Source organism: Gilliamella sp. W8126, from assembly GCF_016102185.1.
Lineage (GTDB): Bacteria > Pseudomonadota > Gammaproteobacteria > Enterobacterales > Orbaceae > Gilliamella > Gilliamella apis_A.
In genome coordinates this window covers 72,869-88,306 of the sequence record NZ_JACFPE010000008.1, presented here as the reverse complement: position 1 = coordinate 88,306, position 15,438 = coordinate 72,869, and the positions used below count along the sequence as shown (strand labels likewise).

Genomic DNA, 15,438 nt, shown 5'->3' with positions numbered 1-15,438 from the left:
GTAGTGTGGGTATTACCCATGTGAGAGTAGGGTGCCGCCAGACTTTTAAATATACGAGCCCAGCAGCGATGCTGGGCTTTTTTGCGTTCTAGGATCAATGTATTTTTTGTTAGTTATTTATCAGAGCCATTTGTCTAAGGAGTAAACAGTGGATAATCTAAACTTTTTATACCAGTTTTTTAGCTCTGATTTTATTGAAAAATACACAACAATTCCGCAATTAATTGGTATTTTAGGTTATCTTGTTGGAGTTAGTGCTTTTTTACAACGTAATGATAATGCTTTTCGATGGCAATTAACCATTGTTAATATTATTATGACTGTGCATTTTTATTTATTAGGACCAGAATCCTATCCTGCTGCTATACTTAATATAGTAAATATTTTTAGAAACATCACATCAACTTATACCAAGAATTTTTTAGCCATGATGTTTTTTATCGGATTGATGTGGATATTTTACTTTTTCACAACGCCTGATTGGCGACAATTTATACATTATTTCTCGGTTATTGGTACAACATTAGTAACAATTGCATTATTTAGATTTGAACAACAAAAGATGCGATTACTAATATTGTTAAGTAGTATTTTATGGATAATATATAGCTTATGGATAGGCTCTTTAGGTAGTTTAGCTATAGAGGTTACCTTTGCGATAATTAATATTATAACGATTATTAAATTATCACCAAAATCGGCTGTATAATATTATATTTACTCTATTAGTATCATTTTCCTATTTATTTATTGTTATATGTGTGAAACAATTTAACAATATAAAAAATAAATTTTTGAGGTAGTCAGTGATTGATAATGATGGCTACCGTCCAAATGTAGGAATAGTTATTTGTAACAGGTATGGTCAAGTGCTTTGGGCTCGGCGTTATGGACAAAACTCTTGGCAATTTCCTCAGGGCGGAATAAAACTTAATGAAACGCCAGAACAGGCAATGTTTCGTGAACTAAATGAAGAAGTAGGATTACTACCTAAAGATGTTAAAATATTATCGGTGACCAATGGTTGGCTAAGGTATAAATTACCAAAACGCATGATTCGTTGGGATAATCAGCCGGTATGTATTGGTCAAAAACAAAAGTGGTTTTTATTAGAATTGATTTCTGATACTTCAGTGATTAATTTGAATATGTCTTCAACTCCTGAGTTTGATGATTGGAAGTGGGTAAGTTATTGGTATCCTATACGGCAGGTTATTGCTTTTAAGCGTGATGTATATCGCAAAGCAATGAAGGAGTTTTCTTTGCCTGCATTTACTATACAATCTGAAGTAGAAGAACCTGTAACAAATCTTTCTAAGAAAAAACGGTTTAACTTCTTTGCTCACAAACGAAAAAATAAACAGCGTGTTAAAAAATGAATCAATTTTTACAATTTCCCAATTTTAATCCAATAGCTTTCTCAATCGGCCCTATTTCATTACATTGGTATGGTGCCATGTACCTATTTGGTGTGCTTGGCGCCTTGTTTTTAGCTAAACGTCGTGCTAATAAACCCAATAGCAATTGGACATCACAACAAGTTGAAAACTTATTATTCTGGGGGTTTTTGGGCCTCTTTATTGGCGGACGTTTAGGTTATGTATTATTTTATAATTTTGATGCATTTCTTGAAGAGCCTACTATTCTATTCAGAGTTTGGGAAGGGGGGATGTCTTTCCATGGCGGTTTGATTGGTGCCATTTGTGTTATTGCTATCTTTGCTAAAAAAACACAAAAGACCTTTATGCAAGTAGCTGATTTTGTGGCTCCATTAGTACCACTCGGTTTAATGTTTGGCCGATTTGGTAATTTTATTAACGGTGAATTGTGGGGCCGAGTAACTAACTCTTCAATCGGTATGTTATTTCCTACTTCATCACATGCTGATTTTATGTTTGTCCAAGCAAATCCAGAATGGTTTTCTTTATACAGCCAATTAAACGGCGTTTTGCCACGTCACCCTTCACAACTTTATGAGATGGTATTTGAAGGTATAATATTATTTATTATTTTAAATTTATTTATTCGCAAACCTCGTCCAGTTGGTGCAGCCTCAGGACTGTTTTTAGTTTGTTATGGCATATTTAGGTTTATAATTGAGTTCTTTAGACAACCCGATGAACAATTAGGATTATTTTTAAATATAATCAGTATGGGACAAATTCTCTGTCTCCCTATGATCATTGGTGGTATCTTGATGCTTTTATATGCATATAGATTTAACAATAAGGCTATTAAAAAATGAAACAGTATTTATCACTAATGCAAAAAATTTTAAACGAAGGAACGGCTAAATCGGATAGAACTGGTACAGGGACTTTATCGATCTTTGGTCATCAAATGCGATTTAATTTGCAAGATGGTTTTCCATTAGTGACCACCAAAAAATGTCATTTACGTTCAATCATCTATGAGTTACTTTGGTTTCTTAAAGGTGATACTAATATTAATTATTTAAAAGATAATAAAGTAACAATTTGGGATGAATGGGCCAATGAAAATGGTGATCTTGGTCCTGTTTATGGCAAACAATGGCGCGCTTGGGGAGCTGCGGATGGTCGACAAATAGATCAAATTTCGCAACTAATCGAACAAATTAAAAATGATCCAGACTCTAGAAGAATGATAGTTTCGGCATGGAATGTTGGAGAGCTTGATCAAATGGCGTTAGCACCATGTCATGCTCTATTTCAATTTTATGTAGCTCAAGGTAAGCTGTCATGTCAACTTTATCAACGTTCATGTGACGTATTCTTAGGATTACCATTTAATATTGCTAGTTATTCGTTATTAGTTCATATGATTGCTCAACAATGCGATTTAGAAGTTGGTGATTTTGTCTGGACAGGTGGTGATACCCATTTGTATTCTAATCATATGGAACAAACACATTTACAATTAAGTCGTGAGCCAAAACCATTGCCTAAGCTTGTAATTAAACGCAGACCACCTACAATTTTTGATTATGAATTTGAAGATTTCGAAATTGTTGATTACGATCCTTATCCAGCAATAAAAGCGCCAGTAGCAATTTAAGGCTTAACAAATTTTGAGGAACGCTCTTTTAGGGTATATTTTTTCTAAATTATAAGTAAAAATTGATTATTAGGGATTAATTAATTTAATCCTTAATATGTGTTTTTTATGTAATCTTTTCAAACAACTTCATGATAAGCACTTTAGTTATCTTTGATTATTTTATTTTTCTGCCGCATAACAGAAGATATTGGTATATAATGACTAACTTTGTTTAAATGGTTATTTAATCTTAATATGAGTCAAAATCAAGAAATTCATCCTATTTTTACAAAACGATTATTACATCCTCGCTATTGGTTAACCTGGTTTGGCATTTCTATTTTATATTTGATCGTTTTACTGCCATATCCGGTTATTTATCAATTAGGAAAAGGTTTAGGATTACTTTCGATGAAATTAATTGGTAAGCGTAAAGAGACCGCAAGGCAAAACTTAAAATTATGCTTTCCTGAAAAATCTGAACAAGAACGAGATAAAATATTAAGAGATAATTTTATTTCTACAGGACTTGCTATATTTGAAACTGGTATGGCATGGTTCTGGTCTGACAAAAGACTTAAAAAACACTCTTCAATTGAAGGTGATTCACATATCACTCAGATACAACAGTCTGGACAAGGTGTTTTGTTAATTGGTATTCACTTTTTAACGCTAGAACTCGGTGCACGTATTTTAGGTATGAGTCATCCTGGTGTAGGTGTTTATCGACCAAACGACAACCCTGTTATGGATTATGTACAATTAAAAGGGCGTTTAAAATCGAATAAATATATGTTAGATCGCTATAATACTAAAGGCATGATAAGAGCCTTAAAGAATGGTGAATTGCTTTGGTATGCGCCAGATCATGATTATGGTCCTAAAAATAGTGTTTTTGCGCCACTCTTTGCGGTAGAAAAAGCAGCAACAACCGTTGGAACTCGAATTTTAGTCAAATTAAGTCAGCCTGCAATTATTCCTTTCACGCCTAAACGAGAAAAGAATGGGCACTATACTGTTTACGTTACACCTGAGCTTAAAGGCTATCCTATAGATGATGATGTGCTAGCAGCTACTTTTATGAACAAAGCGATTGAACAAGAAATATTAAAAGCACCAGAACAATATATGTGGTTACATCGACGCTTTAAAACTCGTCCTAAAGGTGAGGCACCTTTATATACAAATAAAGTCCAATCAGATTAATTTAATGACTTTATAACATTTTCAAATAATTGAAAGAAAGAATATGCAAAAACTGAACAAAATAATTTTGTATTGTCGACCAGGGTTTGAAAAAGAATGTGCAGCAGAAATAACGGATAGAGCCGCACAAAAAGAAATATTTGGTTTTGCCAAGGTTAAAGAAAATAGTGGTTATGTAATATTTGAGTGTTACCAAGACGAACAAGCTGAATTATTAATTAAACAAATTCCATTTCGAACGTTGATTTTTGCAAGGCAAATGTTTGTTGCTGGTGATTTATTAGCTGATTTATCAACTGAAGATCGTATTACGCCAATAATTAATGTTTTATCGGCTACTGTTGATAAAGCTGGTGATTTACGTGTTGAAGTTGCAGATACTAATGAAGGTAAGCAATTAGCAGGATTTTGTCGCAAATTTACTGTTCCACTTCGTCAGGCATTACGCAACAAACGTATTTTGTTGAAGGTACAAAATCCATCACGACCAGTTATTCATTTATTATTTATCAATAATAATAGTTGTTATGTTGGCTATTCCTTGAGTCAAAATAATTCTCCTTTTTATATGGGAATACCAAGGTTAAAATTTCCAGCTGATGCACCAAGTCGTTCAACATTAAAATTGGAAGAAGCTTTTCATATTTTTATTCCTTATGAAGAATGGGATGAACGACTTAAAGGTGGTTTAAATGCTGTTGACTTAGGGGCTTGTCCTGGCGGTTGGACTTATCAATTAGTCAAAAGAAGTATGATGGTATATGCTATAGATAATGGTCCTATGAATGAAAAATTAATGGAAACAGGACAAGTTAAACATTATCGTGAAGATGGCTTTAAATTTATGCCTAAAAAGCATAATATTTATTGGCTGGTGTGTGATATGGTTGAAAAACCAGCCAAAGTAACAGAGTTAATAGCTAAATGGCTAATTAATGGTTGGTGTCGAGAGGCAATTTTTAATCTCAAACTACCAATGAAAAAACGTTATGAAGAAGTAAAACAAAATTTACAATTACTAATAGAAGAACTAAATAACAACCAAATAAATGTACAAATTCAGGCTAAGCAACTTTTTCATGATCGTGAAGAAGTCACTGTACATGTACAGCGAATTTGGGGATGAGAAATTATAAGAGAATGTGTATGAAATTAAAACAATCCTTTTATGCTATTGTTATTTTAGCATTATTTTCACTTTTAGTTGGATGTCATCTTAACTCATCAAAGAGTGCTAAATATGATGAAACTAAAGATTCCAATTATTATTTGTCGCAGGTAGATACTAGCTCTGGTAGTGCTAAAATCGATTGGCAGTTATTGGCGATAAGAGCATTAATAAATGAGAATAAACTTTCTCAAGCAAATAAATTATTATCTCAACTACCGGCTAATCTTAATGCAGAACAACAAAAAGACCAATTGTTATCTCAAGGTGAAATAGCAATTAGAAAAGGACAACCATTTAATCTTAGTCAATTAACTATCGAAAAATTAAATGATTCACAAGCATATCGTTATTATTCAATCAAATTAGCCTTAGATAGAAAAGCTAAAAAGATTAATGAGCAAGCGTATGATTACTTATCTTTACAAAAATTTGCACCAGAAAAATTAAAAAAACAAACCTTAAATAATACCTGGAATTTTTTTAGCAAATTATCGACAAATCAACTAAGTAAAATTTCTGTACCTGAAAATGACTTAACATTGAAAGGGTGGATTGATTTAAGTTATACATATCAACGTAATAATATAAAAGCGCCTATTCAAGATGGTGATAGCCCAGAAGTCCTTGAAGCAAAAAATACCAATCGCAAAAATCAACTAAAACGGGTTATTTTGGATTGGGCTGCAAAATATCCTAATCATCCGGCACAAGATATTGTTGCGATTATAACTGGTGAACAAACGCTTGCTGTTGATAATGTAAATTCCAAAAAAGTAGCTTTATTATTACCACTGAGTGGGTCTTCTCGAATATTTGGTAACACTATTCGTCAAGGATATGTTGATGCGGCTAAGTTTTATCCACAAGAGCCACAACAAAATGTTATTGTTTTAGATACAACATCAGTACCAATGGATAATTTAATACAGCAGGCGCAAGAGCAAAATGTTGATTTAATCGTTGGTCCATTATTGAAGTCTGAAGTGAGCCAAATAAAGCAGTTAGCACCATCTATTCCTGTGTTAGCATTGAATAAAGTTGATGATGGAACTGTTTCCGCTAACAAAATGTGCTTTTTTGCGCTATCTCCTGAAGATGAAGCAAAGGATGCTGCCGATCATATTTTTGCACAAAACAAACAAAAGCCATTGTTAGTTATACCACAAAATGAGTTGGGCAGAAGAGTAGCTCAAAGTTTTGCTAAACAATGGTCGCAAATTTCTAATGGTTCACAAGCTTATGTGCAATATGTTGGTAATTTAAACACTCTACGAGCCAATATTAGTCATAGTAGCGGTATAAGTTTAACCGGTAGTCCGATTGCATTTAATAATGATGATGGCTCGGCTTCAATGTCCTCAAATGGTTCTTCTTCTGGATTTGATGCAATTTATGTTTATGCATCTTATGATGAATTAACCTTGATAAAACCAATGCTAGATATGGGAGCAGGAAAGACAATCGGTAATGGCTCTTCATCCATAGCGCTTTATTCAAGTTCTAAAAGTCATGTGGCAAATGCTTCGAATGACTTTAATTATGATATGAATCAAACTGAATATTCTGACATTCCGTTGATTATTAATTCATCAGAAAAAACAACGGCAATGATTCCTAGCAATATTCAAAAAGACTATTCTTTAACTCGATTATACGCTATGGGAATTGATGCTTGGCGATTGGCTAATCGCTTTAATCAATTAGACTCTTATCAGCCTAATTTTTTAGCTGGAATGACTGGTAAATTATCAACCAGTAATCAATGTGAAGTGACTCGATCTCTTGCATGGCAACAATATGCCTATGTTACATCCCAATCGTCCTCAGAACAGAACGAAAAATAAAGATATCGGCAAGCATTATGAACATATTGCTTGCCAATTCTTAGCCAATCAAGGGCTGGTGTTGCTTGATAAAAATAGTCTATATCAAATTGGTGAAATTGATTTAGTCATGCGAGATAAGAGTTGTTTGGTTTTTGTTGAAGTTAGATATCGCAAAAATGCTAACTTTGGCGAGGCTGAAATGACTATTTCGCTCACTAAGCAAAACAAAATTAAACAGGCAGCTCAACTTTGGATGTTAAATAATAACTTAAATATTGAAGATACAGAGTTTAGGTTTGATGTTTTTGCCATAACGGGAAAAAGTCAAAAATGGATAATTAATGCGTTTTAATGATCAGGTGAAAAACGTGCAAGATTTAATAAAAAATTATTTTACTGAAAGTATTCAAACTCAAATTGTTATGGCTGAATCTCTAGGCTCTTCAATTGAAAAAGCGGCTAATATTATCGTTGGAGGATTACTTAATGGTAATAAAATTATGGGATGTGGTAATGGCTCAGCTGCTGCAAATATACAAAGTTTTACCTCTCGGTTAATTACCAGTCTTGATATTGAAAGACCGAGTATTCCGGCTATTGCATTAGTTTCTGATAATGTATTGTTAAGTGCGATATCTAATCACGAAGAAATTTATGCTCGACAAATTCAAGCTTTAGGTCAACAAGGTGATATCTTAGTTATTTCAACTTGTGAAGGGAATAGCCGTTCGATTATTCGTGCTGTTCAAGAAGCCGTAATTAAAGATATGAAAATTGTTGCCTTAACTGCATTTGATGGTGGAGAAGTGATCGGATTACTTGGGCAAAATGATATTGAAATTAGAATTCCATCTTATAAAAAGGTGATGGCTTATGAAATGCATGCAATGATTTTAAACTGCTTAAGCCAATTAATTGAAAATACATTGTTTATTCATACAGAATAAGTTGAAATAAAAACAGTTTTGTTCTGCATTAATAGCGATTTTTATGCTATAATTATGAACTATTTTAAGATTTAAGTTAATAAGAGAACCTGGTGTTATGACCGAACTAGCCAAAGAAATAACCCCCGTCAATATTGAAGACGAATTAAAATCCTCTTATCTTGATTATGCGATGTCTGTTATTGTTGGGCGAGCTTTACCTGATGTCCGCGACGGACTTAAACCTGTTCACAGACGGGTTTTATTCGCAATGCATGAAGCTGGATACGATTGGAATAAACCTTACCGAAAATCTGCTCGTGTTGTTGGGGACGTAATCGGTAAATATCATCCACATGGTGATTTAGCCGTTTATGATACCATTGTTCGTATGGCACAACCATTTTCATTACGTTATATGCTTGTTGATGGCCAAGGAAACTTTGGTTCTGTCGATGGTGACTCTGCGGCGGCAATGCGTTATACCGAAATTCGCATGCAAAAGTTTGCCGGTGCATTATTAACTGATTTAGATAAAGAAACAGTAGATTTTTCACCAAACTACGATGGATCAGAAATGATTCCTGACGTGTTGCCAACTCGCATTCCTAATTTATTAATTAATGGTTCGTCAGGTATTGCTGTTGGTATGGCAACCAACATCCCTCCTCATAATCTAGCAGAAGTTATCAATGGTTGCTTAGCATTTATTGAGGATGAAAATATTTCTGTTGATGGATTAATGGAATATATTCATGGTCCAGATTTTCCTACTGCTGCTTTAATTAATGGCCGTAAAGGTATTGAAAATGCTTATCGAACTGGCCGTGGTATTATTTATATTCGTTCAAAGGCGACGATTGAAGTAGATGATCATAGTGGTCGTGAAACGATCATTGTTAATGAGATCCCTTATCAAGTTAATAAGAAAAAACTGATCGAAAAAATAGCTGAACTAGTTAAAGACAAAAAAGTTGAAGGTATTTCAGCATTGCGTGATGAATCAGATAAAGATGGTATGCGCATTGTTATTGAAATCAAACGTGATGCAGTTGGCGAAGTCGTTTTAAATAATCTTTTCTCATTAACTCAACTACAGGTTTCTTTCGGGATTAATATGGTTGCCTTACATAAAGGTCAACCGAAACTATTAAACTTACGAGAAATGATCGAGGCGTTTGTTCTTCACCGCCGTGAAGTCGTAACGCGTCGAACTATCTATGAACTTCGCAAAGCTCGTGAACGAGCGCATGTGTTGGAAGGTTTAGCGATAGCATTGGCTAATATCGATCCTGTTATTGAATTAATTCGTGCTGCGGCGACTCCTTCTGAAGCGAAAGCTAAATTATTATCGCAAGCTTGGCAACTAGGTAATGTTGCGGCAATGCTTGAAAAAGCGGGTAATGATGCCGCTCGTCCTGAAGATTTAGCACCTGAATTTGGTATTCGTGATGGCCATTATTATCTTTCTGAAGCTCAAGCCCAAGCAATTTTAGATCTTCGATTACATCGTTTAACAGGACTGGAACACGAAAAAATTCTTGATGAATATAAAGAACTATTAGTTCAAATTGCTGGTTTGTTACATATTCTAGCGAGTCCAGAAAGACTAATGGAAGTTATTCGCGAAGAGCTTGAAGCTGTTCGCGATCAATTCCAAGATGCAAGACGAACTGAAATTACAGCAAGTAGTGCGGATATCAATATTGAAGATCTTATTGCTCAAGAAGATGTTGTAGTTACGCTTTCTCATCAAGGTTATGTAAAATACCAACCGTTATCTGATTATGAAGCTCAGCGTCGGGGCGGTAAGGGCAAGTCGGCAACGAAAATTAAAGAAGAAGATTTTGTCGAAAAACTACTGGTTGCAAATACTCATGACACGATTCTTTGTTTCTCAAGTCGTGGCAGATTATATTGGATGAAAGTTTATCAATTACCTGAAGCCAGTCGAGGCTCCCGTGGTCGTCCAATTATTAATTTATTACCATTGGAAGCAGATGAACGTATTACAGCGATTCTACCTGTTCGTGAATTTGATGATGAGCATTGTGTGTTTATGGCGACAGCTCAAGGTACGGTTAAGAAAACTTCATTAATTGAATTTAGTCGTCCGAGAAGTGGTGGCATTATTGCTATTAACTTACGTGATGATGATGAGTTAATTGGTGTTGATTTAACTAGTAACGAAACAGCAGATGCTGTTGATGATGAAGAACTCAATGATGATGTTATTGTTGATGAGCTTGACGATGGTGATGAGGTCTCGCAAATTTCCAATACTGAAGATATTATGTTATTCTCAGCCAATGGTAAAGTTGTACGATTCCCGGCCAATAAAGTCCGTTGTATGGGTAGAACAGCAACAGGTGTTCGAGGTATTAAATTAGAAGGTGATGATAAAGTTGTCTCACTTATTGTCCCTCGTGGTAATGGGGCAATTTTAACCGCAACTCGAAATGGTTATGGTAAACGTACTGAACAAGAGTTATATCCAACAAAATCACGAGCAACGAAAGGCGTAATCTCTATTAAAGTGAGTGAGCGAAATGGTGCTGTAGTTGGTGCAGTACAGGTTGAAGAAACCGACCAAATCATGCTGATTACTGATGCCGGAACCTTAGTACGAACTCGAGTATCAGAAGTTAGTGTTGTTGGACGAAACACGCAAGGGGTTACGTTGATTCGAACAGCTGAAAATGAGAAGGTTGTCGGATTACAGCGAATTGCTGAAACAGAGGATGATGTTGAATCGGAACTATCGCCACAGAGTGAGGATAATAATGATTCAACCCAAGAATCCGAGCAATAATTTTAATTATAAAAAAGGATTAGCCACACAGACTAATCCTTTTTTATTTTCTAAAACAGTGATAAGGAATAGAATTACATGTCTTTCTTAATAAAAAAAATCTTAACTAATCTTGCATGGCAAATATTAATTGCCTTGATTTTAGGTGTAGCTGTTGGTGCTTTTCTATATGAACTAGCGGATCCTAATCATGCGTTACATTCATATTACCAATTTTCAATTGTTAATATTTTTCAACCAGCAGGTGATATCTTTATTCGTTTAATTAAGATGATTGTTTTACCAATTATTCTTAGTACACTGACATTAGGTATTGCTGGAATTGGTGGATCTAAACGTTTAGGAACATTAGGATTTAAAACCATTCTTTATTTCGAAATCATTACAACAATTGCTATTTTATTAGGCCTTTTATGGGGTAATGTTTTTGCACCGGGTGCAGGTATTGACTCTTCAACTTTGGCTACAACTGATATTAGTAAATATACTAAAGCAGCCGAAGAGTTAAGTGGCAAACCTCACGGTTTGATTGTCATGATCTTAGATATGATTCCAGCAAATATATTTAAAGCAATGACTGATGGTGCAGTTTTACCGGTTATTTTCTTCTGTGTATTTTTTGGTTTAGGTTTAATGTCTTTACCAGATAAACAACGCGAACCATTTGTGTTCTTCTTGAAAGTAGTTTCAGATACTATGTTTAAAGTGACCAATATGATTATGCGTTATGCTCCAATTGGTGTATTTGCATTAATTACCGTAACCGTTGCTAAATATGGCTTTGCTTCTTTACTACCGCTATTAAAACTGATTTTAACTGTATATTCTGCAATGATCATTTTTACATTATTGATATTAGGTGCAGTTTGTAAACTATGTAAGTTCAATATCTTTACCTTATTAAAAATATTGAAGGAAGAATTAGTTATTGCTTTTTCTACAGCAAGTTCAGAAACAGCATTACCAAAAATCATTGAAAAGATGGAGGCCTATGGAGCACCAAAAGCGATCACAAGCTTTGTTATTCCTACTGGATATTCATTTAATCTTGATGGTTCAACATTATACCAAAGTATCACGGTCATCTTCTTAGCACAGCTATTTGGTATGGATTTAAGTATCTTAGATCAAATTATCATTGTAATAACATTAATGATTGCATCAAAAGGAATTGCTGGAGTGCCAGGCGCTTCAATTTTAGTATTATCAGCAACACTTGGTAGTGTTGGTATTCCACTTGAAGGTATCGGTTATATTATGGGTGTTGAACGAATTTTAGATATGGGTAGAACAGTTGTTAATGTTGTGGGTAACGCATTAGCGGCAATTGTTATTGCGCGTTGGGAACATGTCTTTGATGATAAAAAGGCAAGAGCCTATGAGCAAGAATATTTAAAATAGAAATTTACTCTAAAAAGCTTCAGGTAAATGAAGCTTTTTTATACATCTAATTTAATAAATTTAATGGTGAGATTATTCAAAATATAAAAAAACCCAGCTTAAGCTGGGTTTTTTATTGCTAGATAAAACTATTTAATTTTAGCTTCTTTATAAACAACATGCTGACGAACAACAGGATCATATTTTTTGATCTCCATTTTTTCAGGCATGGTTCTTTTGTTTTTGCTAGTGGTATAAAAATGACCGGTACCAGCAGAAGAAACTAATCTAATTTTTTCACGTACACCTTTAGCCATGATATGGTTTCCTTATTAGTACTTTTCACCACGGGCACGAAGTTCAGCTAAAACTGCATCAATACCCTTTTTATCGATAGTACGCATACCTTTAGCTGATACACGCAATTTTACAAAACGTTTTTCACTCTCAATCCAGAAACGGTGAGTTTGAAGGTTTGGTAGAAAACGACGTTTAGTAGCATTCATCGCATGAGAACGATTATTTCCCACTAAAGGACCTTTTCCTGTTACTTGGCATACTCGTGACATGTCAATAATTCTCCAAAATTTCTATGCTTAAGCCTAGGGCGTAATATGTTAATGGAATTAACCTCGTCAGGCTTTTAGTTCGCTGCAGTTCTTTTGAGAAGCAGTCTCACCTCTCACACTACACCCATAATAATGAGGTAGCGAAGTATACGCTTTTACTGGCAAATTCTCAAGCATTATCTTATTTATGCTTAAAAATAAGTTTCTAATTGAAAAAAATAAATATACCGAGAGTTGTTATTATTAATAAAACTATTATATCGTAGCTTATGTTGAGTTGTGCAATATAAAACTATTTAATTTTATAATAAATATGTTTTAATACTATTGAATTCAGATATTATCTGTTAGGCCTAATTTTCTTACTTTCAAGGAGATAGTATGAGTCAGTTCACGCCATACAGTATCTATGGCATTATCGGTTATCCATTAGGGCATAGTATGAGCCCACTTATTCATACAACATCATTCCAAGATTATGGTATTCCTGCCGTATTGGTACCATTTCCTACACCACCCGAAGATATTGCTACTTTATTTAAATCAGTAAGATTACTTAATATTCGTGGTTTATGTGTCACTATTCCACATAAGCAAACTATTATTCCTTATTTAGATGAAGTTACCGAACACGTCAAAAAAGCGGGAGCAGCTAACTTAGTTTATTGGGATGGTGACAAACTTTGCGGTGATAACACTGATATTATTGGTTTTATGCAACCATTAGCACAAAAAAAACTACCTGCTGAGTATAAGAAGGTTTTACTACTTGGCGCTGGTGGTGCGGCTAGGGCTGCGGTTGTTGGTTTACAAGACCTTGGTTATCATGACATTACAGTAACGGATATTGTTACTGATCTTCCAGAGGCATTGGCTAAAGAATTTAATCTTAAAACGGTTGCATGGGAAGATAGAGATAAAGTTGAAGCGCAAATTATTATCAATTCTACCCCATTAGGTATGCAAGGCAAATTTGAAGATCAGACACCTTACGAACAAGCTTGGTTTAAAGGTAAAGGGATTGCATACGATATAGTATATACACCATACAATACCAAATTTAGACAAGAAGCAGAAAAAGCCGGATGGGAATCGATTTCTGGTCGAGAAATGTTTATTGGTCAAGCAAATGCCCAATTTAAAATATGGACCGGTAAAGATCTTTCTGAGAAAGCAAAACAAGCTGTAATTGATGCCTTAGCAGGAAAATAAAATTATAAATAGCCTCGCTCTCATTTTATGAGAGCGATATTTTAAGATTTTAGGTATTTAATCATCATTTTAAATATTTATGGAAGCAATAAAGTAACCATGTTTAATAAATTTAAAATTGATTAAAAAGGAGTAGTTATGACTAATTTAGAATTACAAGCGTATCGCCGATTTTTAATGTTAAAAGTGTCAGAAGCCAGTGAATACATTGGTAAGACTGATGTCGAAACATGGCGTGAGTGGGAAAACGGTTCATTGCCTATTCCTGAAAATGTGGCAATAGCTATGAAAGAATTAAAATCTTTTCGCAACGAGAAAATAAAACTGATTATAAACAGCATTAATGATCGTGTAGGTAGTAACACCATTCGTTATTTTATGAGTTATCCAGAATTCAAAAAAGTTAACCCTGACTTAGATGTTTTGCAATGGCGATTACATCAATCGATTGCCACTGAACTCTATTTTAGAGGGTTAGAAAAATTGTGTTAATGACTATATTTGACACATAGGATATGATTAAAATTGAATGTGTAATAAATTATTTACAGTTATTTTTTTATTATATTAATTTAAATCATATTGTTACGATGATGTTAAATTAGACTGTAAAAAAATATTGCAAAAAGTTAAATGAATCTCTAGCATAGATAACTTATTTCCAGATCTGTATATTTAAAAGGACCCACAATGAAGAAAACAATTTTTTTAGTTGGTGCAAGAGCCGCTGGCAAAACAACAATGGGTAAAATGTTAGCCAATAAGTTATCATTTTCTTTTATTGATACAGATTGTCATTTACTCGAAACAACGCAAAAAACTGTAGCGGAAATTGTCGAAAAAGAAGGTTGGGAAGGGTTTCGAGCTAGAGAAAGCCAAGTGCTTATTGAGACAGCTAAACCCAATAGAGTTATTGCAACTGGTGGTGGTATGGTACTGGCTGAGCAAAATCGTCAGTTTATGAAACAACAGGGCACAGTTATTTTTCTTTCAGCTCCTGCAGCGACATTAGCGGCACGTTTGATGAAAGATCCAAATGTAGCGCAGAGACCATCATTGACGGGTATGTCGATATCCGATGAGATGGAGAAAGTGCTTGCTGAACGCTTACCTCTATATCACGATGCCGCTCATCATGTTGTTAATGTTGACCAAGACGAAAATTTAATTCTTACTGAAATATTAGAAAAATTGCAAAATAATTAATTAAATAGCCATTTTTTTATTTAAATATAAATTATTTACCTCGGCATAATGTTAGTACATCAATTTGTAATTTAAACAATCTAAATATCATAAATTTAATAATTGTGAAGAT

16 protein-coding genes are annotated in these 15,438 nt (G+C 34.2%); 14 read left to right on the top strand and 2 right to left on the bottom strand.

Translation table 11 applies throughout. The annotated features are described in order from the left end of the window. Positions 1-148 precede the first annotated feature (148 nt). The 11 genes from H3S74_RS11610 to gltP all read left to right on the top strand — a co-directional run bounded on the left by H3S74_RS11610 (position 149) and on the right by gltP (position 12,360). Complete coding sequence (locus tag H3S74_RS11610) at positions 149-709, top strand: YgjV family protein (protein ID WP_198247929.1); 561 nt, start codon at positions 149-151, stop codon at positions 707-709. Between the two features lie 97 nt (positions 710-806). Next, positions 807-1,379 carry an RNA pyrophosphohydrolase gene (rppH, locus tag H3S74_RS11605; protein ID WP_198201463.1) on the top strand — a complete coding sequence of 191 codons (573 nt, stop codon included), beginning with the start codon at positions 807-809 and terminating at the stop codon, positions 1,377-1,379. Further along, a complete protein-coding gene (gene lgt / locus H3S74_RS11600; RefSeq protein WP_198247928.1) occupies positions 1,376-2,245 on the top strand; it encodes a prolipoprotein diacylglyceryl transferase in 870 nt (289 codons plus the stop codon). Before rppH ends, lgt begins: the two co-directional genes overlap by 4 nt. Then, the gene (gene thyA / locus H3S74_RS11595; protein WP_086359246.1) at positions 2,242-3,036 is read left to right on the top strand and encodes a thymidylate synthase; all 795 of its coding nucleotides are present in this window, start codon (positions 2,242-2,244) and stop codon (positions 3,034-3,036) included. Before lgt ends, thyA begins: the two co-directional genes overlap by 4 nt. Before the next feature lie 237 nt (positions 3,037-3,273). Then, on the top strand, positions 3,274-4,224 hold the full coding sequence (locus H3S74_RS11590; protein WP_110448651.1) for a Kdo(2)-lipid IV(A) acyltransferase: 951 nt from the start codon (positions 3,274-3,276) through the stop codon (positions 4,222-4,224). A gap of 52 nt (positions 4,225-4,276) precedes the next feature. Further along, positions 4,277-5,350 (top strand): 23S rRNA (cytidine(2498)-2'-O)-methyltransferase RlmM, encoded by a 1,074-nt coding sequence (rlmM, locus tag H3S74_RS11585; protein WP_110448713.1) that lies wholly within the window; start codon positions 4,277-4,279, stop codon positions 5,348-5,350. Between the two features lie 20 nt (positions 5,351-5,370). Further along, the gene (locus tag H3S74_RS11580; RefSeq protein ID WP_198247927.1) at positions 5,371-7,239 is read left to right on the top strand and encodes a penicillin-binding protein activator; all 1,869 of its coding nucleotides are present in this window, start codon (positions 5,371-5,373) and stop codon (positions 7,237-7,239) included. Then, complete coding sequence (locus H3S74_RS11575) at positions 7,193-7,573, top strand: YraN family protein (RefSeq protein ID WP_198247926.1); 381 nt, start codon at positions 7,193-7,195, stop codon at positions 7,571-7,573. Before H3S74_RS11580 ends, H3S74_RS11575 begins: the two co-directional genes overlap by 47 nt. A 16-nt stretch (positions 7,574-7,589) precedes the next feature. Next, positions 7,590-8,168, top strand: a complete 579-nt coding sequence (locus H3S74_RS11570) for an SIS domain-containing protein (RefSeq protein ID WP_086359253.1) — start codon at positions 7,590-7,592, stop codon at positions 8,166-8,168. A gap of 97 nt (positions 8,169-8,265) precedes the next feature. Beyond that, a complete protein-coding gene (gene gyrA / locus H3S74_RS11565; protein WP_198222050.1) occupies positions 8,266-10,959 on the top strand; it encodes a DNA topoisomerase (ATP-hydrolyzing) subunit A in 2,694 nt (897 codons plus the stop codon). A gap of 90 nt (positions 10,960-11,049) precedes the next feature. Next, positions 11,050-12,360 (top strand): glutamate/aspartate:proton symporter GltP, encoded by a 1,311-nt coding sequence (gltP, locus tag H3S74_RS11560; protein ID WP_181414705.1) that lies wholly within the window; start codon positions 11,050-11,052, stop codon positions 12,358-12,360. 128 nt (positions 12,361-12,488) lie between these two features. Here gltP and rpmG read toward each other — a convergent pair whose 3' ends face one another. Together rpmG and rpmB are read right to left on the bottom strand one after the other, a co-directional pair. Continuing rightward, a complete protein-coding gene (gene rpmG / locus H3S74_RS11555) occupies positions 12,489-12,656 on the bottom strand; it encodes a 50S ribosomal protein L33 (protein ID WP_034884348.1) in 168 nt (55 codons plus the stop codon). Between the two features lie 15 nt (positions 12,657-12,671). Then, entirely contained in the window at positions 12,672-12,908 is a 237-nt protein-coding gene (gene rpmB, locus H3S74_RS11550) for a 50S ribosomal protein L28 (RefSeq protein ID WP_034884345.1), read from the bottom strand. A gap of 381 nt (positions 12,909-13,289) precedes the next feature. Between rpmB and aroE the strand changes: the two genes are divergently transcribed. The 3 genes from aroE to aroL all read left to right on the top strand — a co-directional run bounded on the left by aroE (position 13,290) and on the right by aroL (position 15,326). Further along, the gene (gene aroE, locus H3S74_RS11545) at positions 13,290-14,120 is read left to right on the top strand and encodes a shikimate dehydrogenase (protein WP_110448655.1); all 831 of its coding nucleotides are present in this window, start codon (positions 13,290-13,292) and stop codon (positions 14,118-14,120) included. Between the two features lie 138 nt (positions 14,121-14,258). Further along, entirely contained in the window at positions 14,259-14,612 is a 354-nt protein-coding gene (locus H3S74_RS11540) for a DUF1870 family protein (protein ID WP_110448656.1), read from the top strand. Positions 14,613-14,810: 198 nt separating this feature from the next. Further along, positions 14,811-15,326, top strand: a complete 516-nt coding sequence (gene aroL / locus H3S74_RS11535; RefSeq protein WP_198247925.1) for a shikimate kinase AroL — start codon at positions 14,811-14,813, stop codon at positions 15,324-15,326. Positions 15,327-15,438 lie beyond the last annotated feature (112 nt).

Bases quoted from the DNA above. Each gene is read 5' to 3' on its own strand.
- lgt (WP_198247928.1), top strand. From the start codon at position 1,376: ATGAATCAATTTTTACAATTTCCCAATTTTAATCCAATAGCTTTCTCA.
- thyA (WP_086359246.1), top strand. From the start codon at position 2,242: ATGAAACAGTATTTATCACTAATGCAAAAAATTTTAAACGAAGGAACG.
- H3S74_RS11590 (WP_110448651.1), top strand. From the start codon at position 3,274: ATGAGTCAAAATCAAGAAATTCATCCTATTTTTACAAAACGATTATTA.
- H3S74_RS11580 (WP_198247927.1), top strand. From the start codon at position 5,371: ATGAAATTAAAACAATCCTTTTATGCTATTGTTATTTTAGCATTATTT.
- H3S74_RS11575 (WP_198247926.1), top strand. From the start codon at position 7,193: ATGCCTATGTTACATCCCAATCGTCCTCAGAACAGAACGAAAAATAAA.
- gyrA (WP_198222050.1), top strand. From the start codon at position 8,266: ATGACCGAACTAGCCAAAGAAATAACCCCCGTCAATATTGAAGACGAA.
- rpmG (WP_034884348.1), bottom strand. From the start codon at position 12,656: ATGGCTAAAGGTGTACGTGAAAAAATTAGATTAGTTTCTTCTGCTGGT.
- rpmB (WP_034884345.1), bottom strand. From the start codon at position 12,908: ATGTCACGAGTATGCCAAGTAACAGGAAAAGGTCCTTTAGTGGGAAAT.
- aroE (WP_110448655.1), top strand. From the start codon at position 13,290: ATGAGTCAGTTCACGCCATACAGTATCTATGGCATTATCGGTTATCCA.
- H3S74_RS11540 (WP_110448656.1), top strand. From the start codon at position 14,259: ATGACTAATTTAGAATTACAAGCGTATCGCCGATTTTTAATGTTAAAA.
- aroL (WP_198247925.1), top strand. From the start codon at position 14,811: ATGAAGAAAACAATTTTTTTAGTTGGTGCAAGAGCCGCTGGCAAAACA.